This window comes from Acidobacteriota bacterium (genome assembly GCA_012517875.1).
In the GTDB taxonomy this organism is placed as follows: Bacteria; Acidobacteriota; JAAYUB01; order JAAYUB01; family JAAYUB01; genus JAAYUB01.
On the sequence record JAAYUB010000017.1, the window covers coordinates 137,877 to 158,649 of the forward strand.

Annotated in this window: 15 protein-coding genes; 9 read left to right on the forward strand and 6 right to left on the reverse strand. The window is 65.3% G+C overall.

Going from position 1 to position 20,773, the window contains the following annotated elements; genetic code table 11:
- Positions 1–70 precede the first annotated feature (70 nt).
- The 5 genes from GX414_02260 to GX414_02280 all read left to right on the forward strand — a co-directional run bounded on the left by GX414_02260 (position 71) and on the right by GX414_02280 (position 9,017).
- Positions 71–3,430, forward strand: a complete 3,360-nt coding sequence (locus GX414_02260) for an efflux RND transporter permease subunit (protein ID NLI45912.1) — start codon at positions 71–73, stop codon at positions 3,428–3,430.
- A 9-nt stretch (positions 3,431–3,439) separates the two neighbouring features.
- Positions 3,440–4,852, forward strand: coding sequence for an efflux RND transporter permease subunit (locus GX414_02265; GenBank protein NLI45913.1), 1,413 nt, complete (start codon positions 3,440–3,442; stop codon positions 4,850–4,852).
- Positions 4,853–4,885: 33 nt separating this feature from the next.
- Positions 4,886–6,526: an efflux RND transporter permease subunit gene (locus GX414_02270; protein NLI45914.1), complete on the forward strand. Its 1,641-nt coding sequence runs from the start codon at positions 4,886–4,888 to the stop codon at positions 6,524–6,526.
- A gap of 194 nt (positions 6,527–6,720) precedes the next feature.
- Positions 6,721–7,110: a BlaI/MecI/CopY family transcriptional regulator gene (locus GX414_02275; protein NLI45915.1), complete on the forward strand. Its 390-nt coding sequence runs from the start codon at positions 6,721–6,723 to the stop codon at positions 7,108–7,110.
- A complete protein-coding gene (locus tag GX414_02280; protein NLI45916.1) occupies positions 7,110–9,017 on the forward strand; it encodes a hypothetical protein in 1,908 nt (635 codons plus the stop codon). Before GX414_02275 ends, GX414_02280 begins: the two co-directional genes overlap by 1 nt.
- Positions 9,018–9,133: 116 nt before the next feature.
- On the opposite strand, the gene GX414_02285 is transcribed toward GX414_02280, so the two are convergent.
- The 5 genes from GX414_02285 to truA all read right to left on the reverse strand — a co-directional run bounded on the left by GX414_02285 (position 9,134) and on the right by truA (position 14,651).
- Entirely contained in the window at positions 9,134–9,451 is a 318-nt protein-coding gene (locus tag GX414_02285) for a PilZ domain-containing protein (protein ID NLI45917.1), read from the reverse strand.
- A gap of 116 nt (positions 9,452–9,567) precedes the next feature.
- Complete coding sequence (locus GX414_02290) at positions 9,568–10,053, reverse strand: peptidylprolyl isomerase (protein NLI45918.1); 486 nt, start codon at positions 10,051–10,053, stop codon at positions 9,568–9,570.
- A gap of 80 nt (positions 10,054–10,133) precedes the next feature.
- Positions 10,134–12,476, reverse strand: a complete 2,343-nt coding sequence (locus GX414_02295) for an EAL domain-containing protein (GenBank protein NLI45919.1) — start codon at positions 12,474–12,476, stop codon at positions 10,134–10,136.
- 68 nt (positions 12,477–12,544) lie between these two features.
- Positions 12,545–13,732: an esterase family protein gene (locus tag GX414_02300; GenBank protein NLI45920.1), complete on the reverse strand. Its 1,188-nt coding sequence runs from the start codon at positions 13,730–13,732 to the stop codon at positions 12,545–12,547.
- Between the two features lie 34 nt (positions 13,733–13,766).
- Complete coding sequence (truA, locus tag GX414_02305) at positions 13,767–14,651, reverse strand: tRNA pseudouridine(38-40) synthase TruA (GenBank protein ID NLI45921.1); 885 nt, start codon at positions 14,649–14,651, stop codon at positions 13,767–13,769.
- Between the two features lie 259 nt (positions 14,652–14,910).
- On the opposite strand from truA, the gene GX414_02310 reads away from it, so the two are divergent.
- From GX414_02310 to cydB, 4 genes are all read left to right on the forward strand, one after another.
- Positions 14,911–15,261, forward strand: a complete 351-nt coding sequence (locus tag GX414_02310; GenBank protein NLI45922.1) for a hypothetical protein — start codon at positions 14,911–14,913, stop codon at positions 15,259–15,261.
- Between the two features lie 771 nt (positions 15,262–16,032).
- Positions 16,033–16,785: a YdcF family protein gene (locus GX414_02315; GenBank protein ID NLI45923.1), complete on the forward strand. Its 753-nt coding sequence runs from the start codon at positions 16,033–16,035 to the stop codon at positions 16,783–16,785.
- 122 nt (positions 16,786–16,907) lie between these two features.
- The gene (locus GX414_02320; protein ID NLI45924.1) at positions 16,908–18,257 is read left to right on the forward strand and encodes a cytochrome ubiquinol oxidase subunit I; all 1,350 of its coding nucleotides are present in this window, start codon (positions 16,908–16,910) and stop codon (positions 18,255–18,257) included.
- Positions 18,254–19,282, forward strand: a complete 1,029-nt coding sequence (gene cydB / locus GX414_02325; GenBank protein NLI45925.1) for a cytochrome d ubiquinol oxidase subunit II — start codon at positions 18,254–18,256, stop codon at positions 19,280–19,282. The genes GX414_02320 and cydB overlap by 4 nt, the downstream gene beginning before the upstream one ends.
- Positions 19,283–19,331: 49 nt before the next feature.
- On the opposite strand, the gene GX414_02330 is transcribed toward cydB, so the two are convergent.
- Positions 19,332–20,759: a DUF1565 domain-containing protein gene (locus tag GX414_02330; protein NLI45926.1), complete on the reverse strand. Its 1,428-nt coding sequence runs from the start codon at positions 20,757–20,759 to the stop codon at positions 19,332–19,334.
- Positions 20,760–20,773 lie beyond the last annotated feature (14 nt).

The window sequence follows — 20,773 nt, forward strand, 5'->3', positions numbered from 1 at the left end:
AACCCGCCCGGAGTCCGTCTCCGAACCGGCGATCCCCGGCGCAGCCTGACCCCACGAACAGGAGGCTCTCATGAACTATATCCGCGGCGCGATCTCCCGACCCGTCACCGTGTCCATGTTCGTGGTGGCGGTGATCCTGTTCGGGATCGTCTCGCTCGACCGTTTGGCGCTCAATCTGTTGCCCGACATCTCCTACCCGTCCCTGACCATCGACACCGCCTACACCGACGCAGCGCCGGAGGAGATCGAGAGCCTGATCACGCAGCCGGTCGAGGAGGCCGTCGGCGTGGTCTCCGGCCTCACCCGGATCAGTTCGGTCTCACGACCGGGGCAGTCCGAGGTGGTGCTGGAATTCAACTGGGACACCGATATGGACCTGGCGGTGCTGGACGTGCGGGAGAAGCTCGACTTCGTGGAACTGCCCCGTGACGCAGAAAAATCCGTGATCCTCCGCTTCGATCCGTCCCGTGATCCCGTCATGCGCGTCCGGCTGCAGGGGCTGTCCGACCTGCGTATGCTCCGGTTTTTCGCTGAAAAGGAGTTGAAGAAGAACCTGGAAGCGATGGACGGCGTGGCCGCGATCAAGGTGGTGGGCGGCCTCGAGGAAGAGGTCCAGATCAATATCGACGAGAAGAAGCTTGCCGAACTGGACATCCCCATCACCCAGGTCACGGACATCCTCCAGCGCGAGAACCTGAACATGGCCTCCGGCTCCCTGTACGACCAGGAATCGAGCTACATGGTCCGCACCCTGAACGAATTCAAGTCGCTCGAAGAAATGCGCCGGATCATCATCCGCGACGAGGGGGGACGGCAGGTGCGCTTGGAAGACATCGCTCAGGTGGTCCGCGGCGCCAAGGACCGCGAGGTGATCGCCCGGCTCAACGGGCGCGAGAGCGTCGAGGTGGCGATCTACAAGGAAGGCGACGCCAACACCGTCACCGTCTCCCGTGCCGTGACCCGCCGGCTGGCCTCGTTGCAGGAAGCCAAGATCATCCCGGCCGACGTGAGCTATGCCATCGTCGCCGATCAGGCGGACTTCATCGAGCAGGCCATCGGCGAAGTGCGCAGCAACGCCTGGATGGGCGGGCTGCTGGCGACCATCATCCTGTTCCTGTTCCTCAAGGACGTGCGCAGCACGTTGATGATCGGGCTGTCCATCCCCATTTCCATCATGGCCACGTTCGCCCTGATGTACCAAACCGATCTGACGCTGAACATCATGTCACTGGGCGGTATCGCCCTGGGGATCGGTATGCTGGTGGACAACTCCATCGTCGTGCTCGAAGCCATCGACCGGCACAAGCGGTCAGGGCTGGAACTGGCCGAAGCAGTGTACCGGGGCACGACAGAGGTCAGCATGGCCGTCACGGCGTCTACGCTGACCACGGTGGCGGTGTTCCTGCCGCTGGTCTTCGTGGAAGGAATCGCCGGCCAGCTCTTCACGGACCAGGCGCTGACCATCACCTATTCGTTGCTGGCGTCGCTTGTGGTGGCCCTGACTGTGCTGCCCATGCTCATGGCGGTGCGCTTCCGCCGGGCAGAAGAGCTGTACGGCGCCGACCCCACGACGGAGACAGTGACCGCCACTGCGGAGCGGCTGCTAAGCAAGCGGCGCTGGCTCCGTCCTTTCCAGCAGCTGGAACGTTGGATCGTCCGCGGGATACGGGCTTTGTTCCGCTTCATCTTCGGTGCCATCTTCCAGGTGGTCCTGGCCGACATACGCCGCATCATCGGCTGGATCGGCCGGCTGCTCGGCCGGGCCATCCGGCCCGTGCTGGGGTCCTTTGACCGGGTGTTCCTCTCGCTGCAGCGAGCCTACCCGAACTGGCTGCGGCTGGCGTTGGACCACAAGGTCGTGGTGATCGGGCTGACGCTCGTCGTCACGCTGGCCGCCGCCGGGCTCTACACCACGCTCGGCACCGAGCTGATTCCACCCCTGACCCAGGGCGAGTTCACCTTTGAAATCCAGCTGCCGGAAGGAACATCCATCGAACACACGGACCGGCTCATGCAGGATGTCGAGGGCCGGATCAAACAATATCCGGAAGTGGCCACCGTTTTTTCCAGCATCGGCGGCTCCAACGAAAACCAGTTCGCCCGCCAGGTCCGCAAAGAAAACACCGCCGCCGTCTACCTCGTGATGAAAGACCGCTTGGACAAGGCCGCCGAAGCGCGGTGCATCGACCGGGTTCGCGGCGAGTTGGACACCCTGCCCGAGGTCTCCTACAAGTTCAGCCGACCGGCCCATTTCACCTTCAAGCGGCCGATCGAGGTGGAGGTCGTGACCTACGACCTGGAGCAATTGAAGACGCTTTCCCAGCGCACCGAGGGCATCCTGGCGAGAATCAACGGACTCGACGACATCAAGACCACCGCCGAGATGGGCAATCCGGAAATTCACGTGATCTTCGACCGGGAGCGACTGGCTCGGCTCGGCCTGGACGAGAACCAGGTGGCCCGCGTCATCCGGAACAAGATCCGCGGCGACGTGGCCACTCGTTTCAAGGAGCAGGACAAGCAGATCGACATCATGGTGCGCGCGAACGAGTCCGACCGCACCACCGTGGCCCAGGTGAAGGAGCTCGTCATCAACTCCGCCGCTGCAGCCGATGCTCCAGCTCCGGCGGGGCTCGGTGTTCCGGTGAAGCTGGGCGCAGTGGCCGAGGTCGTCATGGCCCGCGGACCAAACGAGATCCACCACATCAAGTCGTCCCGGGCCGCGGTGCTTTCGGCCAATTTGTCGGGCCGTGACCTCGGGAGCGTTTCGGCAGAAATCAACCGGGAACTGCGCCGCCTGGCGCCGGAGCTCCCCGCCAACGCGACGGTCGCCCTGAGCGGTCAGAACGAGGAGCTCCAGACCGCCTATCGCAGCCTGCTGTTCGCCCTAGGGCTGGCCGCGTTCCTGGTCTACCTGGTCATGGCCGCCCAGTTCGAGTCGCTGGTCCATCCGTTCATCATCATGTTCACTGTGCCGCTCGGCGCAGTGGGCGCCGTTCTGGGTTTGGCCTTCACCGCCACCCCGGTCAGCGTGATGGTGTTCATCGGGATCATCATCCTGGTGGGCATCGTCGTAAACAATGCCATCGTACTGGTGGATTACGCGAACCAGCTCCGCGCCGAGGGTTTGTCAAAGCGGGAAGCGCTGGTGGCTGCGGGGCAGGTCCGCCTCCGGCCCATTTTGATGACGACGCTGACCACGATGCTGGGGCTGCTCCCCATGTCACTCGGCCTCGGTGAGGGCGCCGAGATCCGGGCCCCCATGGCCATCACCGTCATGAGCGGCCTGATGTTTTCGACGCTGCTCACCCTGATCGTGATCCCGGTGGTCTACGAGGCCGTGGATCGGCGGGTCACCGCCGCCGACCAGGCGACCGCCGCGGCGAAGCCCGAACCGCTGACCGGGCTCCGGCCATCCGCCTGCGAGTGAGGTGCAGCCATGAACCTGTCCGACTTCTCCATCAAGTCGCCTGTGACGGTCTGCATGTTCATGCTCTGCTTCCTCGTGCTCGGCGGCATCTCCGTCATCAAGATACCCATGATCCTGCTCCCCGAGATCGATTTCCCCCAGGTGGAGGTCTTCGTCCCCTATCCCAACGCGTCACCGGAACAGGTGGAGCGGAGCATCACCAAGCCCCTTGAGGAAGCCCTGGCCACGGTGGCGCACCTCAAGACGATGAACGCCACCTCCCAGTCCGATGGCAGCTACATCAACCTTGAGTTCGACTGGGGCCTGGACATCGACGTGATTCGTGCCGAGATCCGCGAGAAAGTGGAGCAGGCCCGCGTCGACCTGCCCGACGATGTGGACGACATCTTCGTCCGCAACTTCCGCTCCAGCGACATTCCCATCATCGAGGGGCGCATCTCGTCGGGGCGCGATCTGCGCGGCAGCTACGACTTTCTCAAACACAAGATCAAGAAACCCCTGGAGCGGATCCAGGGCGTCGCCGATGTCGAGATCGGCGGAGTGTCCAAGCGGGAGATTTCGATCTATCTCCGCATGGCCGACATCAAGAAGTACCGCGTCGACGTGGGCCGGCTGTTCCGCCGGCTGGACAGCGCCAACCTCAATGTCTCCCTGGGCCGGGTGCGCGACGGGGTCCACCGCTTCGGCGTGCTGGCCCAGAACGCCCTGGCTGACCTCGAGACCATCCGCAACTTCCCGGTCGATGACCGCGGCCTGCTGCTCCGCGATGTCGCCGACATCGATTATTCCGAGCCCCTGCTCGACTACGGCCGCCACCTCAACGGCGACTACGCCATCGCCGTCACGATTCTCAAGGCGTCCGACGCCAACATCGTCGAGACCGTCCGGGCGATCCGCGCGAAGATCGACGAGATCAACCAGGATCCCGCCCTTGAGGGGATCCAGCTCCTGATCTGGCACGACTCTGCCGAAGAGATCACCAAGGCGCTCAACGGCCTGTTGGAGTCGGGCTTCTACGGCTCGCTCCTCGCTGTCGGCATCCTGTTCCTGTTCCTGCGCCGGATCGGCGCCACCCTGGTGGTGGGCTTCGCCATCCCGTTCTCCATCATCTCCGCCGTGGGCATCCTCTACCTGTCGGGTGGGACGCTCAACGTGCTGTCCATGATGGGGCTGATGCTTTCCGCCGGCATGCTGGTGGACAACGCCGTCGTGGCCCTGGAATCGATCTTCCGCCACATCGAGAAAAGCAAGACCCGGCTGGAGGCGGCCCGGATGGGCACCCGGGAAGTGGTCATGGCGGTCGTGGCCTCGACGCTGACCTCGATCATCATCTTCGTCCCCCTCATTTTCGGCCGGAAGAGCGAGTTCTCCACCTGTTTGTCGGAGGTGGGCATCTCCATCATCATCGCCCTGTGCTGTTAGCTGTTCGTCTCGCTGGCTTTCATCCCGCTCGCCATGGCCCGCTTCATCAGGATCCGTCCGCCCAAGGTTGAATCCACCCGGACCGCGCTGGCATGGGGTTACGGCCGCGCCCTCGACTGGACCATGCGCCACCGCGTCCTCACGACCCTGAGCATTCTGGCGATCATCGTGCTGGCGACCGTTCCCTTCCAGATGCTGCCGGACAACACGCCCGAAGCCAAGGAGATGCGTGACCTGCGGATCCAGTACGAGTTCACCGAAAACTACCACTATGCCGTCATCGAGCAGACCTACGTCAATCCGGTCGAGGCCTACCTGTTTCACAACAAGGCACGCTGGAAGATCAAGGACGTGTACAGCTTCTACAACAACGGCAGCGCCTCCACCCAGGTTTACTTCGACCAGGCCCGCCTGGTGGCCGGCGAAGCCTCCAAGATCCGCGATCAGATCGGTGAGAAACTGCCGGTCATCCCGGGCGCCCGGATCAGCCTGGGGCGGATGCGCGGCGTGGACACCGCCAACTGGGTGGGCGTGAATCTCTACGGCGACGACACCCAGACGCTCAACGAGCTGGTTCTGGAGGCCAAACGCCGGTTCCGCGCCAATCCGACAGTCAAGGAAGTGCACACCGCCCAAGAGCGCGGTCTGGAGGAAGTGCAGATCCGGCTTGACCGCGAGCGCGCGGGCAAGTATGGGATCAGCGCCCAGGCCGTCGGTCAGGTGCTGGGCATCGTGCTCCGCGGGCGCGAGATCCGGGGCTTCCACTCCAGCGATGGCGAGGTGGAGATCTGGGTCAAGCTGCAGGAGGAGGACCGCGAGAACATCGAGGACCTCAAGAGCGTGATCGTGGGCGGCGGTGCCGACGGCGGAGACATTCTCCTGTCGCACGTGGCCGATTTCGAGATCGTCAAGACCGCCCAGTCCATCGAGCGGGAGGACCGCCGCACCCGCGCCTACATCGGGGTGGTCTGCGGCCTGGAAAACCGCGACGAGAGCCGCCGGCTGGTCACCGACATCATGAACAGCATGCCGCTGCCCATGGGTTACACCTGGAGCTTCGACCGCTGGGTGGCGGAGCAGGATGAGGGCAACCAGGAATTCATCTTCAACATGCTGCTGGCCCTGTTCATGGTCTACTTCGTCATGGCCTCGTTGTTCGAGAGCCTGGCCCATCCGTTCGCCATCATGTTCTCGCTGCCGTTCGCGTTCGTCGGCGTGGCGGTCTTCCTGTGGATCACCCACACCCCCTTCAACTTCATGGCCCAGATCGGCCTGCTCATTCTCATCGGCGTTGTGGTGAACAACGGCATCGTCCTCATCGACCACGTGAACAACTATCGGCGCGCCGGCTTGCCCCGCGCCCAGGCGATCCGGGAGGGATGCCTGGAGCGGCTCCGCCCCATCCTGATGACCGCCGGCACCACCGTGGTGGGCCTGCTGCCGCTGGCATTCGGCACCACCAGCATCTTCAACGACCGGTACTTTCCCATGGCCCGGACGGTGATGGGCGGGCTCATCGCGTCCACCATCCTGACCCTGCTTGTGCTGCCCACCGTCTACTCGCTCATCGACGACTTCGCCCTGAGCGCGCGCCGCATGTGGATTCGGACCCGTCCCACCGCCGCAGCGCCGGCTGTGCCGCCGGCCGCGCCAGCCTCCGAACGGGCGGTCTGATTTTTCGACTCTGGCATGACCGATTGATCCCGCGCGCCGCAAGGCGCGCGGCTCTTTTCCTCGGCATCAAAATTTTTGCAACCTGGACAATTCAGACTGCGTATTAGTATTAAGAAATTAGTTGACAATCCAAACCAGCCGACAGAGAATAGAAATCGAAATATTAAAGAATTAGTTATAAGGACACAAATCCCATGGCCCGCAAGAAATCTCCAACCCTCACCGACGCCGAACTGAAGATCATGGAAGTGCTCTGGGAGCGCCGCGCGGCGACCGTGGGCGACGTGGTGGCCGCCCTGAGCGCCGAGCGGGGCTGGGCGTACAACACCGTCCTGACCTTCCTGCGGATCTTGGAGGAAAAGGGGTACGTCCAACACACCAAACAGGGGCGCGCGCACCTGTATCATCCGGCCACCGAGCGGACCGACGCGCGCCGCCACGCCCTGCACCACATGGTCAGCCGGTTTTTCGATGGCTCACCGGAGCTGCTGGTACAGAACCTGCTGGAGCACGAATCGCTGACCAGCGACGAGCTGACCCGGATCCGCGAGCTGATCGACCAGACTGAGGGGGAGGAATCCTGATGGATCCCGTCTTCGTCATGGATTCGCTGGCTCGCCCTGCGGCCGCCGGCTTGATCAACGGCCTGATCGCCGGCTTGCTCCTGACCCTGGGGGTGGCCGTGATTCTTCGGTTCGGGCGACGACTGAACGCCGGCACCCGCTATGGGGTGTGGTGGGTGGCGCTGGCGGCGATCGTGGGATTGACTCTCGGCTTCATGGCCCTTTCCTCGAAGCCCCCCGCCTTCCGGAACCCACCCGCACCGGCACGGGGTGAACCCACGGTGGACCTCCCGGACACGATGTCCGCCACCGCCCTGATGCCCGGTCAGCTCCCGGCTCCGACACGACCGCCGCGGGCTCGGCCGCCTGTCGCTGAAACGGCACCGGATTCCGGGCGCTGGGCGCCGCTGGTGGTCCCCGGTGGCAGTTGGTCTCTGACCCTGATGCTGGTTTGGGTCGTCGGCGCCGCCGGGGGCATGTTGCGCCTCGGATTTCATTGGCTGCGGCTGCAGCGCTTTCGCCGCCGGGCCCGACTCATTGAGCCGGAGCCTCGGCTGGCGGACGAGCTGGCACTGCGCCGGGGCGCGTTTCAACGGAATTTTCGCCTGGCGGTGGCGCCCGGGATCACCATCCCCACCGTCGCCGGCTTCCTGCGTCCCCTCATCCTCTTCCCCGAAGCCATGGTCAACCGCCTCACACCCGAAGAGTTCCGCCAGGTGGTGCTGCACGAGGCCGCCCACCTGCGTCGATGGGACGACTGGGCCAACCTGCTGCAGCAGGTGGTCACGGCCCTCTTTTTCTGCCAACCGGCGGTGCGCTGGATCGGTCGTCGTCTCTCCGAAGAGCGCGAGATCGCCTGTGACGACTGGGTGGTCTCCGCCACCGGCCGCCGCCGTTCGTATATCTTGTGCCTGTCCCGGGTTCTGGAACTGGCCGCCGGTGTCGGCGCCGCCATGCCCTCGCCCGGCGCGGTGCACACCCGCCAAATCCTCAGGAGGAGAATTGAAATGTTACTCGATAAACAGCGCAATCATAATCCCCGCCCCAGCCGATGGCTGCTCTTGGGCGCCATCGTGCTGCTGGGGCTGACGGCCTTGTTGTTCGCCCGTGAGTTGAGTTTCCTGCAGATCACGGAACCGGACATCCTCCCCCCTCCTACAGCAGCATGCACCGACATCGGAGCGCCTCCACCTGATGCCCAGCCCGCCGAGGCAACGCCAACCGACCAGCCGCAATCGGCGCCGGCCGCCAAGGATGAGGCTCGCCTGAAAGCAGAGCAGGCTGCCGCCGAGAAGAAGTGCCAGGAGCTCGAGGCGCACCGGGAGCAGCTTGAAAAGAAGCTGCAATTTCTGGAGCAGAAGATCGATGCGGTCGGCCAACAGATCAACGGGGCGCTCCAGGCCAAGATGGAGCATCTGCAAGCCCGGTTGGAAACGGAGCTGCGCGAAGCGGGCAATTCCACGGAAGCCCGACGGGCCGTCGCGGAGCGCGTCCGCCAGTCCCGCGAGGAGCTGCGCGCCGCCGCCCGAACGGTGAAAGCCGATTTCACGGCCAAGCTGCAGCCCCTGATCGAGGAGATCCGGAAAACGGCCCAGGAGCTGGCCCGGCTCGAAGTGGAAGCTTACCGCCGACATACGGACCACTGGACCCGCGACATGGACGACCTGGTTGGAGATATGGATGAGTTGCTGAGCGGCCTCGATGATCTCGATATCGATATCGATCTGGACCTCGGCCGGGACACCGAACCGCCCGAACCGCCGGCGCCGCCCAAACCGCCGGCACCCCCGAAAAAGGCGGCCGCAACTGCTCCACCGGCGCCGCCCGACGCTCCGGCACCGCCGGCGCCGCCTGCCAAGCCGGACAAAGCTCCGGCGCCGCCCCCGCCGCCGGAATCGCCCAGCCGGCAGGTCGCCGCAAGCGTGTGAGTCGGTCCGACCCGCGGGCATGACACCCTGGTCGGCTGCCGGACCCACCCGTTGGCCCCGACGAGTCAGCCTGATGTCCGACACTCATTGACCCGGGGCCACCGGCCCCGGGTTTTTCAATTCATGACCCAGTGTTTGTCCCGGTCCACGAACTGGATCCCGCACTGGACGCCGTGCTGCCAGATGACGGCCACCCAGGCATTCAGGGTTTGCCTGCCGAAATTGAGCGAGGCGCGGAACGGTCTGCCCAGTTCGAGCCAGTTGGGAAACAAAGCGGGTCCGCCCAGATCCAGTCGGCAGCCGCTCCGGGAAACATCGGCGGTGACGGAGTCTAGAAAGAACACCTCTCCCCGGTCCCCGGTGACCTCCATCATGACCGGCACACGCACGGCCACCCGCAGTTCCTCCCGCGGCCAATACGTTTCGTCGCGCACGATCCACCTCCCCTTCGTATGGTGTCTACCCATACAAACGGATGAGGCGGCCGCGCGTTCGACCCGGACGTGTTTCTTTCGCTGACAATGCCGATTGGGCCGGCTCCGGCGGCGCGTTAGGATTCCCGGACGGTCACCCGGATGATGCGGTCTCCCTGCCGGATGGCGTCCACCACCGTCTGGCCGGCGGTGACCTTGCCGAAAACCGTGTGGCGGCCGTCCAGGTGCGGCTGGGGCGAATGGGTGATGAAAAACTGGCTGCCGTTTGTGTTGGGCCCGGCGTTGGCCATCGAGATCACGCCCTTGTCATGCCGGAGCGGATTGTCCTTGAACTCGTCTTCAAAGCGGTAGCCGGGACCGCCGCGTCCTGTCCCCGTTGGATCGCCGCCCTGGACCATGAAGTCGGCGATCACGCGATGGAACGTGATGCCGTCGTAGAAGCCCTCCCGGGCTAAAAACACGAAGTTGTTCACCGTCTTGGGCGCATGCCGGGCGTGGAGCTCCAGTTCGACGATTCCTTTGTCCGTCTCGAGCGACACCCGGTAGCTTTTCGCGGGATCGATCTGCATCGGGGGAGGCGTTGCCCATTGTTTGAGCGCCATCGTCTGTCCTCCTTGGCGCAATTTGCGCTGACGCTCGAATCATACCATCGAACGGTCGCGGCCCGGCGGAAATGTCACCCTCAGGCGACAGGCGGAACGTCGTCCGACGGCCTGGTCGACAGCTCAACCACGGGCCAGGCGACCAGGCGGTCCGGGTGCGTCAGGAACGCCTCGCGGAAATCGTCCGCGGGAAGCGCCCGGCTGAACAGGAAACCCTGCACTTCGTCGCAGCGGTAATCCCGCAGCAGGTCCACCTGGCGGATGGTTTCCACCCCCTCGGCCACCACTTTCACACCCAAGGTGTGCGCCAGCACGATCACCAGCCGCAGGATTCGCGCCCGCTCCGGGTCCCACTCGACGTTTTCGACAAATGAGCGGTGCAGCTTCAGAGACTGCACCGGCAGACGGGAGAGCGAGCCGAGGGACGAATAGCCGGTGCCGAAATCGTCCATCGACAGATGGATACCCTGGGCCTGCAGCGCTTCGAGCAATTTGACGCTGGCTTCCAGGTCGCACATGGCCACCGTCTCGGTGATCTCCAGTTCCAGCTGGTCCGGCGGCAGCCCGGTCTCCTGCAGCAGCGCCGCGAGCTGTTCCGGCAAGCCCGGCTTATGGAAATGGCAGGCACAGATGTTGACGGCCAGGCGGAGGGCGGGATACCCGGCCGTTCGCCACGCCACGGCCTGGGTGCAGGCCGCCCGCAACACCCACTGGCTGATGGGCAGGATCAACCGAGTCTCCTCGGCCAGCGGAATGAAATCCCCCGGGCCGATCAGGCCCCGCTCCGGGTGGCGCCACCGCACGAGCACCTCGGCGCTCCCGATGCGTCCCGAGGCCAGGTTGACGCGGGGCTGAAAGTGAATCTCGAATTCCCCCCGCTCCACCGCCCGCCGCAGGTCGCGCTCCAGGTTCAGATCGCTGACGTAGCGGCCGTTGTGCTCGGAACTGAAAAAAAAGAACTGGTTGCGACCGCCGTCCTTGGCCTTGTACAGAGCGATGTCGGCATGCTTCATCAGGGTCTCGGCGCTCTGACCGTCCGCCGGTGCCATGCTGATTCCGATGCTCGCGGCCGTGTGCAGCTCCTGACCGTCGATACTGATTGGCGTCGCGAGTTCCTCGAGGATCCGGCTGGCGATCCGCCGCGCACCGGATTCGTCCACCTCCTGCAGGATGACGGTGAATTCGTCGCCCCCCATGCGCGCGACCGTGTCTTCGCCGCGGACGCACCGCTGGAGGCGCCGGGCGGCTTCCTGCAGCAACCGGTCGCCCACCAGGTGGCCCAGCGTGTCGTTGACCACCTTGAATCGGTCGATGTCCACGAACAGCACCGCCATGGATCGGCCCAGCCGCTGGCTGTGGGCGAGCGCCAAGGTCAGCCGGTCGGTGAACAGAACCCGGTTGGGCAGGCCGGTCAGAGCGTCGTGGAAGGCCTGGTGCGTGATCAGCGCCTCGCGCTGTTTCTGTTCCGAGATGTCATGGAATACCGACACATACTGGGCCACCCCGCCCTGGTCGTCGAGGATCGAGGAGATCGTCAGCCATTGCGGGTACACTTCGCCGCTTTTGCGGCGGTTCCAGATCTCGCCCTCCCATCGCCCGGTGGCGATCAACTGCTGCCAGAGGCTGCGGTAGAACTCGGGCGGGTGGTGATCGGACTTGAGGATGCGCGGGGTCTGGCCGAGAACCTCGTCCCCCGCATAACCGGTGATGGCCGTGAAAGCGGGGTTGACGAACTGAATCCGTCCGTCGGCGTCCGTCACCACCACGCCTTCCTCGGTGTTCTCGATGATCTTGGCGGTCTGGCGGAGATGCTGCTCCGCCTTCCGGCGCTCCGTCACGTCCTCCGTGATGCACACAGCGAACTGCGGCCGCCCGGCGGCGTCCCGGTGCATGGCGGCGTGCATCCGGGACCATAGCGTTCGGCCGGACTTCAGGACATAGCGCGCCTCCAGCGTGAACCGGTCGATGCGCCCCTTCAGAAAATCCTGGTAGTAGCGCTCGTGCCGGGTTCGATCGTCCGGATGGAGCAGTTCGGCGTGTCCCATGTCGCGCAACTCGCGCTCGGAATAGCCGGTCATGGTCTGAAAATCGTCATTGGCCCGGAGGATCCGCCCATCGAGACCCACCATGAACACGCCGATGCCGGAACGGGCGAACAGCGTCTCGAAGCGGAGTTTGGAGTCCTCGAGCTCGCGTTCGGCGTCAAACCAGCGGATCACGTGCCGGATGGCCGGCCGGAACAGGGCGATCACCGGCCCGAGCAGCGCCGTCAGGATGGCCAGCTCCACGATCAGGCTGAGACTGAGGGACTGCCGGAGAACCGGAATCCACACCTCCAGCAGGCGGGACAGCAGGTGGGCCGACACCGACAGGGCCACCGCCACGGCCAGCAGCAGCTTTACGGAATGCCGCGGGTCGCGCACGCGGCGCTCCGTTGCGTCTGCCGGATTCCGGATAGGGGCTGCCCTGCGCGCCATGGGCGTTTTCCTCGTCACTCAGCGGCGGGGCCGCGGTCGGCGTTTCGGCCGGCACTCCGTCCGCCGAAACTCCAGCGGAGCCCGTCACGCAGGGTGTCCCGCCACAATCCCCAGCTGTGCCCCTGGGGCAGCACGCGCTCCATCACGCCGCGGACCGTGGGATTGCGCCGCAGATCGGCGGCGAAGCGCTCGTTGGCCGCAACGAAATCCAGTCCACAGATGGCACGCTCGTAACTGCCCCAAACGAGGTAGAAGCGCGTGGGGAGGAGCGCCTCGGCCACCTTCAGCCCGAACGGCTCCCGCTCCTGCTTCAGGAAGCGCGAGCGCCTTGCCGGCGGATAGGCCAGGTTGAAGGCGCCGGACTGGCAGACGCAGCCGCCGAACACGCCCGGGTGGCGATAGGCGGCATAGCCAGCGGCCAGCGCGCCCAGTGAGTCGCCGGCCATCACCCGCCGGGCCGGCTCGCGCGTCAGGCTGTAGCGTCCGGCCAGCTCCGGCAGCAGCTCCTCGGCGAGAAAATCGGCATAGGCGGCGTTCACCGTGTAGTCCCGGGTGCGGTCGCCGTGGTGGATGAAGACCCCTACCGCCGCCAGTTCGCCGACTTGCTCCATGTAACCGAGGATCCGGTCGGCCAGGCCCAGCGCCAGATACTCCGCGCCGTCGTGGAAGCACACCACCGGCCAGCGGCGCCGGGGCGTGTAGGCCGCCGGCAGGCAGACCGTGACGCGGCGCGAGCCGGCCAGTTGTCGGCTGCGCACCCGGAACGACTCGCGCGGCCCCAATGGCGCCGATGCGTCCAGGTCCGCTTCGGGTGCGGACCGGTACCGGGGCATGCGCAGTTCCGAGTTCTCACCGCCTCCCTCGGAGATCACTCGGGGGTTGAGCGGATCCATCCGCCACTCCCCGTCAACGACGAACTTGTAGTCCAGACGCGCCGCCGGCTCGAATGCCATCTCCAGTGTGAACAGGTCGGTGCCGGGAATTCGGGACAGCGGCAGCCGCCGCCGCCAGCCTGTCATGTCACCGGTGACGGCGACCCGCCGGGCGGATCCACGAAAGACAAAGACCGCCCGGTCCTCGCCCACTACCGGGAAACCGAGCCGTTCCTGCAGGCCGGGGAAACGCCGGTCGAGATACTGCTGGCGATCGGCGCCGGGCTGCCGGGTCAGCTCGTCGATAAACCGGATCCAACGATTGATCATCGCGGGGCCATTCGGTCAAAGTCGCTCACCGCCGTCACCCAGCTTCTGGCCGGGTCGGGCGGCGCGTTGCCGGATTGGATGCACACGGCGCCGTCGGGGATTTGCATGGCTCGTCCGGCAGCCCGGCCCCGCGCACCACCCGCTCGAGCCGGAGCACCGGGCGGAGTTCGCCGGGCGGCGGATCATCCGCGAACCGCACGCACTCCAGGAAGAGCCCCGAGGGCGGTGCGGTCCAGCGGGCGGGCTCAGGCGACGGGCCGTCGAAGTACGCATCAACCTGTTCCCGGGTGAGCCGGCCGGCGCCCACCGCCACCACCGTGCCCACCAGGCGCCGGACCAGTTTCCACAGGAAATGGGTGCCACTCACCCGAAACAGGATCAGGTCGCCGCACTCGCGGAGCTCGAATTCGCTCAGCTCGATCTTGGTGGATTTGTCCTCCAGTCGCTTGTCGACGAACGAGCGGAAGTCGTGCCGGCCGACGATTCGGGCGGCCACGGCCCGCATGCGCGGCAGGTCCAGCGGATCCTTGACCCACCAGACGTACCGCTTGCCGAACGCCGTTTTCCGACGCGACACCTGGTACAAGTAGCTCCGTGACCGGGCATGGTAGCGAGCGTGGAAGCGGGGCGGCACCGGCCACACCTGCAGCACGGTGATGTCCGGTGGGAGAATGTCGTTGAACGCTCGGATGATCTCGTCCGGCGGGCGGGATTTGGATACCTCGATGTGCGCCACCTGGCCCAGGGCGTGGACACCCGCATCCGTCCGGCCCGCCCCGAGGAGTTCCAGTTCCTCAACGCCGAATACTGACCGGGCCGCGGCCAGCATTTCACCCTGGACGGTGCGTGTGTTCCGCTGCAACTGCCAGCCACCGTAACGGGTGCCGTCGTACTCCAGCAGCAGCTTGTACCTGGCCATGCCCGGCCTCCTTGTGCGCCCCGCCGCGAACCGCCGGGCAGGGACTCCGATGATATGCAATGCATGATCTTAGCGCGCCGCGGCGCCCGGCCCAAAACGAAAAGAATGGTAATAATATTTAATGTATTATTATTACATGTATGCTATATTTCAACAGTTCGTCAAACACGGCTCGTGTACGGCACGCTTAGACGCATCGATTGACTGATTTCGATCTGGTGACGACAACCGCCGCGCGACGTCGCAAGGAGAAACCATCATGAAGGATGAAACCCGTCAGAAGGTCAAATCGGATTTCAAGGAGTTCGTGGGCTCGGCCAAACAGGCGGCCACCGAAATCAGCGAACAGCTGGGGCGCCAGGCCGAGAAAATCATAGATGAGGCGAAGGCCGTGCACCGACAGCTCATCGTGTCGGTCCGGCTGGACGACGAGTCGGTGCATCGTCTGGAGCAACTGCTGGAAGCCGGCGTCTGCCACACCCGGTCCGAAGCCGTCGCCTTTCTCACCCGCGAGGGGATCAAGGCCCGGCGCGACCTGTTCGACAAGATCGATCAGAAGATCGAGGAGATCCGGCGCATCCGCGAGGAGTTGCGACAGCAGGCGTTCTGAGGCGGTGATGATACATCCGCCTCGGCGTGCCTTTCGCCGGGGTGCTCTGGCTCCGATACCCCGCTTTGTGATGTACGGGCGTATGCCGCGTTTGACGCACGCGGCCCGATGTACCGCGCCGCCTGGCGGCCGCGAGTTCAGCCACGGCACGAACGTGCAGTACTCGCGCCACTGCCCTATGCCGCGTTCGCCGAACGCGGCCCGCGGTACGATCCCGCCGCACCAGCGGCGGCGTGTAGCCAGGACCGACAGGTCCGGGTCCGCCGCGGGTCCGTGCGGCCGAGCTCTGCAGGAGCAACGGGGAAAGGCTGACGATGGGGGGCCCCATGTATGGCCCCATTCCGGGTTGTGCCGAACGGCACAGGGGAACAGCCATATTCTCCCAAGGGTCATTGGCTCTGTCACGTGTCCTTGGCTTCGTCTCGTGTCCTTGGCTCTGCCCCATTTCCACCGCCCCGGCGCGGCCGGGCCGCGGGAGCGAGCGATCCGATCCCACGGATCGTGCAGATTCAGCGAACCGCGTCCGGCGGACGCGGCGTACGGTTAGTCGCGGAAAGCCAGATCCCGGCGCTCGCTCCGCAGAAAACCAGAGCGCAGACGTATCGACGCACTCCAGGCCGGCGCCAGATCACCGCGGTCGTGCAGCGCGAACTCGCGGCCGCCAGGCCGCGAGGTGCTTCGGGCCCACCCGAAGTTGCATTTGCCTCCGGGAATTCCTACAATAGCCGCACCCGCGCCGACGGCGGCAATCGCGGGCCGGAGACAGCGCCGGTGTTTTTCCTGAAAAAACTGCTCAGAGCCGTGATCCTGCCGCCCGGGCTGTTGGTGGCGGTGTTCGCCGCCTGGGGCATCTGGCGGCTCGCCCACCGCCGCCGCTCGGGCTGGTGGTTGCTGGGCGGGGCGCTGCTGCTCTATCTGCTGTCCATCGGCGCCACCGCCAACCGGTTCCTGGACCTCGTCGAGATGCAGGGATGGGATGCGGCCGCGGTCGTCGCGGCCGACGTGATCGTCCTGCTGGGCGGGGGACTCGTGGAGGGCGTGCCCGATTTTTCCGGCACCGGCACGCCTGCGCCCGACGCCATGGGCCGCGTGGTGGACGCCGTGCGCATCCACCAGCAGCAACCCCGGCCCATCATCTTCTCCGGCGGCGCAGTGGCCGGCTGCGAGCCGGAAGCGCCGGTGGTCCGGCGACTGCTCATGGATCTGGGCGTACCCGCCTCAGATATCATCCTGGAATCCGAAAGCCGCGACACCGCCGAAAACGCCGTGAACGTCCGCCGCCTGATGGATGCGCACGGTTTCCGCCGGGCCGTGCTGGTCACATCGGGCTACCACTTGCCGCGCGCGCTGTATCTGTTCCGCCGGGTCGGCGTCGACTGCACCGGCTACCCGGCCAACCTCCAGGCCGAGCGCAAGCGGCGGCTGAACTACCTGGATTTTTTCCCCAGCGCCGACAATTTCCGCAAGAGCGTAACCGCCATGACCGAACTGCTAGGGATGGCGTTCTACCGCTGGCTCGCTTGAGCCGTCGCGCCGCATATCGCCGCCGCGCTTGATTCCCGGACTGAAAAACGATAATCTGTTATTCGACCCAACGGTATCCGAGTTTCACCGGCCGTCCGCAATCCGGACGCATGGAGCGCACGATGGACGTACTGTTCCTGTCCCGACTGCAGTTCGCCCTGACCATCGCTTTCCACTATCTGTTTCCGCCCCTGAGCATCGGCCTCGGTGTCATCCTCGTGGCCATGGAGGGGATGTATCTGAAGACCAAAAATCCACTGTTTCACCAGATGACCCGCTTCTGGGTGCGCATCTTCGGTTTGATTTTCGCCCTGGGCGTCGCGTCGGGCATCGTCATGGAGTTCCAGTTCGGGACCAACTGGTCGGCCTATTCCCGCTTCGTGGGCGACGTGTTCGGCAGCGCCCTGGCCGCCGAGGGTGTGTTTGCGTTTTTCCTCGAATCCGGGTTCCTGGCCATCCTCCTGTTCGGCTGGGACAAGGTCAGCCCGCGCATGCATTTCATCTCGACGATTTTGGTCGCTGCCGGCGCCCATTTCAGCGCCGTCTGGATCATCGTGGCCAACTCGTGGCAGCAGACCCCTGCCGGGCATCACGTCGTCATGGGCCCCAACGGCCCCCCGGCCGAGATCGTCGCTTTCTGGCAAGTCGTTTTCAATCCGTCCACCCTGGACCGGCTGAGCCACGCGGTGCTGGGCGGCTGGCAGGCGGCGGCGTTCTTCGTGCTCAGCGTGAGCGCGTGGTACCTGCTGCACCGGCGCCATACGGAGTTTGCGAAAATCTCGATGAAGGTGGGACTGGTGGTGGCGGCGTTCGCCTCGCTGATGCAGCTGGCGACGGGCCATTCCAGCGCCATGGGAGTGAGCCGGAACCAGCCGGTGAAGCTGGCGGCGTACGAAGGGCACTTTGAGGCGTCCGCCCCGGCACCTCTCTACCTGTTCGGCTGGGTGGACGAGAACGCGGAGACTGTTCGCTTCGGCGTCCGCGTGCCCGGCTTGCTCAGCTGGATGATCCACGGCGACCCGGCTGCGCCGGTGGCGGGGCTGCGGGCGGTGCCGCCCGGTGAGCGGCCGCCGGTCAACCTGGTGTTCCAGACGTACCACCTCATGGTGGCGCTGGGCATGGCGCTGTTGGCGCTGTCCTGGTTCGGCCTGTTCATGTGGTGGCGGGGCCGGTTGTTCGAGACGCGCTGGCTGCAGTGGATTCTGGTCTTCGCTGTGCTGGGTCCCCAACTGGCCAATCAGGCCGGCTGGGCGTCGGCCGAAGTGGGCCGCCAGCCGTACATCGTCCACGGTCTGCTGCGCACCACCGACGCCCTGTCGCCGGTGGTCGGCGCCGGCGAGGTGCTGACGTCGATCATCCTGTTCGGCCTGGTCTACCTGCTGCTCTTCATACTCTTTATCTACCTGCTCAACGAGAAGATCCAGCACGGGCCCGTCGAAGACGACACCGCGGGGGAGGGACAACGGGCATGAGCACGCTGCTTGACCTGAACACGATCTGGTTCATCCTCGTGGGCGTCCTGTTCGCCGGCTACGCCGTCCTGGACGGGTTCGACCTGGGCGTCGGGGCCCTGCATCTGTTCACCCGAACCGACACCGAGCGCCGGATCATGATCAACGCCATCGGCCCGGTCTGGGACGGCAACGAGGTCTGGCTGGTCACCGGGGGCGGCGCGCTGTTCGCGGCGTTTCCGGAGGTGTACGCCACGGCCTTTTCCGGATTCTATCTCGCGTTCATGCTGCTGCTAGTGGCGCTGATCTTCCGGGCGGTGGCCATCGAGTTTCGCTCCAAGCAGCCCGGGCGGCGGTGGCGGCAGATGTGGGACATCAGCTTCGCGGTGAGCAGCGTCGTCTCCAGCCTGCTCATCGGGATCGCGCTGGGCAACATCGCCTGGGGCATCCCGCTGACCGAACGGTACGAGTTCGCCGGCTCGTTTCTCGCCCTGCTGCACCCGTATGCGTTGCTGGTGGGCGTCACCACTGTGGCGCTGTTCATGATGCACGGCGCCATCTACACGGTGATGAAGACCGACGGCGAGCTGCAAGCCAAGGTCCGCGGCTGGGTGAACCACACCATCATCGGCTTCATCATCTGTTACGCGACCACCACCATGGCCACCCTGCTGTACGTACCCAACATGACCGACACCATCAAGCGCTACCCGGTTCTCTTTCTCGTGGCGCTGCTGAACATGCTGGCCATCGCCAACATCCCCCGCGAGATCCATCACGGCCGCGAGTTCCACGCCTTTCTGTCGTCGTGCGCCGCCGTACTCGCCCTGCTGACCCTGTTCGGCATCGGCATGTATCCTAACCTGATCTTCTCCAACCCGGCCGCGGCACACAGTCTCACGGTGTACAACGCCGCCTCCTCGCCCCAGACGCTGGGGATCATGCTGGTCATCGCGCTGCTGGGGATGCCGCTGGTGATCGCCTACACGATCAGCATCTACTGGATCTTCCGCGGCAAGGTGAAACTGACCGCTACCAGCTACTGAGCGGCACCGCTGCGCCGATGCGCCCTTGCCCGGTCCAGCGGTGTTGCGGCTACAGCAATCGCTTGAGGATCGTCAGATCGACCGCATCGATGGCGCCGTCCTGATCCAGGTCCGCGGCGGCGGCGGCCAGGTCGTCTGACCGGAGATTTCCCGCCAGGTAGTCAGCCAGCAGGATGGCATCCGCATTGTCCACGGCGCCGTCCCCGTTCAAGTCGCCGACGAGCGCGCCGGCGGGCCGCTCGTAACAGCCGATATCCGAGGCGGCTCCCTGGGGCCGGGCCACGCCGTCGAGGTCGTCCGCGACCCCAACAAGCGTCAGCCCGTGATCCACCGCCCAGGCCGGTTCCGGCAGGTGGTGGTCGCCGCCGGGATCGATGAAAAGCTCCGCTGCCGTGTGCGACGCCGAGTGGACATCCTGGCCGGAGCCCGACTGCCACGCCGCCAGCGTCAGGAAGGCGTCGTCCAGGCTGATGCGGGTCATGATGTTGTAGTCGCTCACCAGGCCGCTCAGGCTGCCCGTGTCCGTTTCCAAACCGCCGCGGGAACCGTCGTGAATGAGGATGTTGTTGAGGATCTGATTGCCGGTGGAGCCGTTGATCATGTTGAGCGCCCATCGCGCCGACGACGGCATGTGCACCGTGTTGTGGGCGATCAGGTTGTTCCGGCAGCCCCATTGGGTGCCCTGGCCGTCGTCCCACAGGGCGATCCCGCCGGCCTGATTCCCATAGATCAGGTTGTTGGTGATGCGGGACGTCCGCACCGACGCGAGGTTAATCCCGGCCCCGCCGCCCGCGCCGTTGGCGGTGACCACGTTGTACTCCACGCGGGCCTCCGAGCAGATCCCGTCGCCGCCCATGGACGGGTCGGCGTTGATCTGGATCCCGCAGCCGCGATTATGATGGCAGTAGTTGTGGCGGATGACCGCGTCGTCGCCACTGTTGCTGTGGTAGATGCCGTGCTCCTGGCTGGAGTAGGCGCACTCGTTGAACTCGGCGGTGAACGCCTCGGCGAAACCGGTGAAGATGCCCCACTTCTGGTTGTGGTGGCAGTGGCAGTTGCGGATGACCACGTGGTCCGCCTCGCGGATGTCGATGCCGGCCGATCCCGTGGCGCCCGTGACCTCGAATCCGTCGACCAGCCACCAGTCGTGGTTTTCGATGTTGATGACGCTGCCGTGCCAGTTGTCCGGCCCCGCCGTGTTGATCACCACGGACGCGCCGGCTTCGGCCCTGAATTGCACGGGCTGCCCCGCCGCGCCGGAGGATTTGGAACGGAAACCGGCATAGGCCCCGCTGCGGACGAGCACGACATCCCCCGCCTGGACTTGGTCGGCGGCGCGCTGCAGGGTACGCCACGGCTGGGCGGACGACCCGGGACCGCCGTCGCTTCCGGCGGGCGAGACATAGTACGTCGCCGGCAAGCAGAATGCTCCCGCCACTACCAGCATGATCAGAATCAACCAACGGCGGCAACACATGGATCGCTTCCTCC

Coding starts and splice junctions, on each gene's coding strand:
- GX414_02265 (NLI45913.1), top strand. CDS start 3,440: ATGAACCTGTCCGACTTCTCCATCAAGTCGCCTGTGACGGTCTGCATG.
- GX414_02275 (NLI45915.1), top strand. CDS start 6,721: ATGGCCCGCAAGAAATCTCCAACCCTCACCGACGCCGAACTGAAGATC.
- GX414_02310 (NLI45922.1), top strand. CDS start 14,911: ATGAAGGATGAAACCCGTCAGAAGGTCAAATCGGATTTCAAGGAGTTC.
- GX414_02290 (NLI45918.1), bottom strand. CDS start 10,053: ATGGCGCTCAAACAATGGGCAACGCCTCCCCCGATGCAGATCGATCCC.
- GX414_02270 (NLI45914.1), top strand. CDS start 4,886: ATGGCCCGCTTCATCAGGATCCGTCCGCCCAAGGTTGAATCCACCCGG.
- GX414_02260 (NLI45912.1), top strand. CDS start 71: ATGAACTATATCCGCGGCGCGATCTCCCGACCCGTCACCGTGTCCATG.
- GX414_02280 (NLI45916.1), top strand. CDS start 7,110: ATGGATCCCGTCTTCGTCATGGATTCGCTGGCTCGCCCTGCGGCCGCC.
- truA (NLI45921.1), bottom strand. CDS start 14,651: ATGGCCAGGTACAAGCTGCTGCTGGAGTACGACGGCACCCGTTACGGT.
- GX414_02330 (NLI45926.1), bottom strand. CDS start 20,759: ATGTGTTGCCGCCGTTGGTTGATTCTGATCATGCTGGTAGTGGCGGGA.
- GX414_02300 (NLI45920.1), bottom strand. CDS start 13,732: ATGATCAATCGTTGGATCCGGTTTATCGACGAGCTGACCCGGCAGCCC.
- GX414_02320 (NLI45924.1), top strand. CDS start 16,908: ATGGACGTACTGTTCCTGTCCCGACTGCAGTTCGCCCTGACCATCGCT.
- cydB (NLI45925.1), top strand. CDS start 18,254: ATGAGCACGCTGCTTGACCTGAACACGATCTGGTTCATCCTCGTGGGC.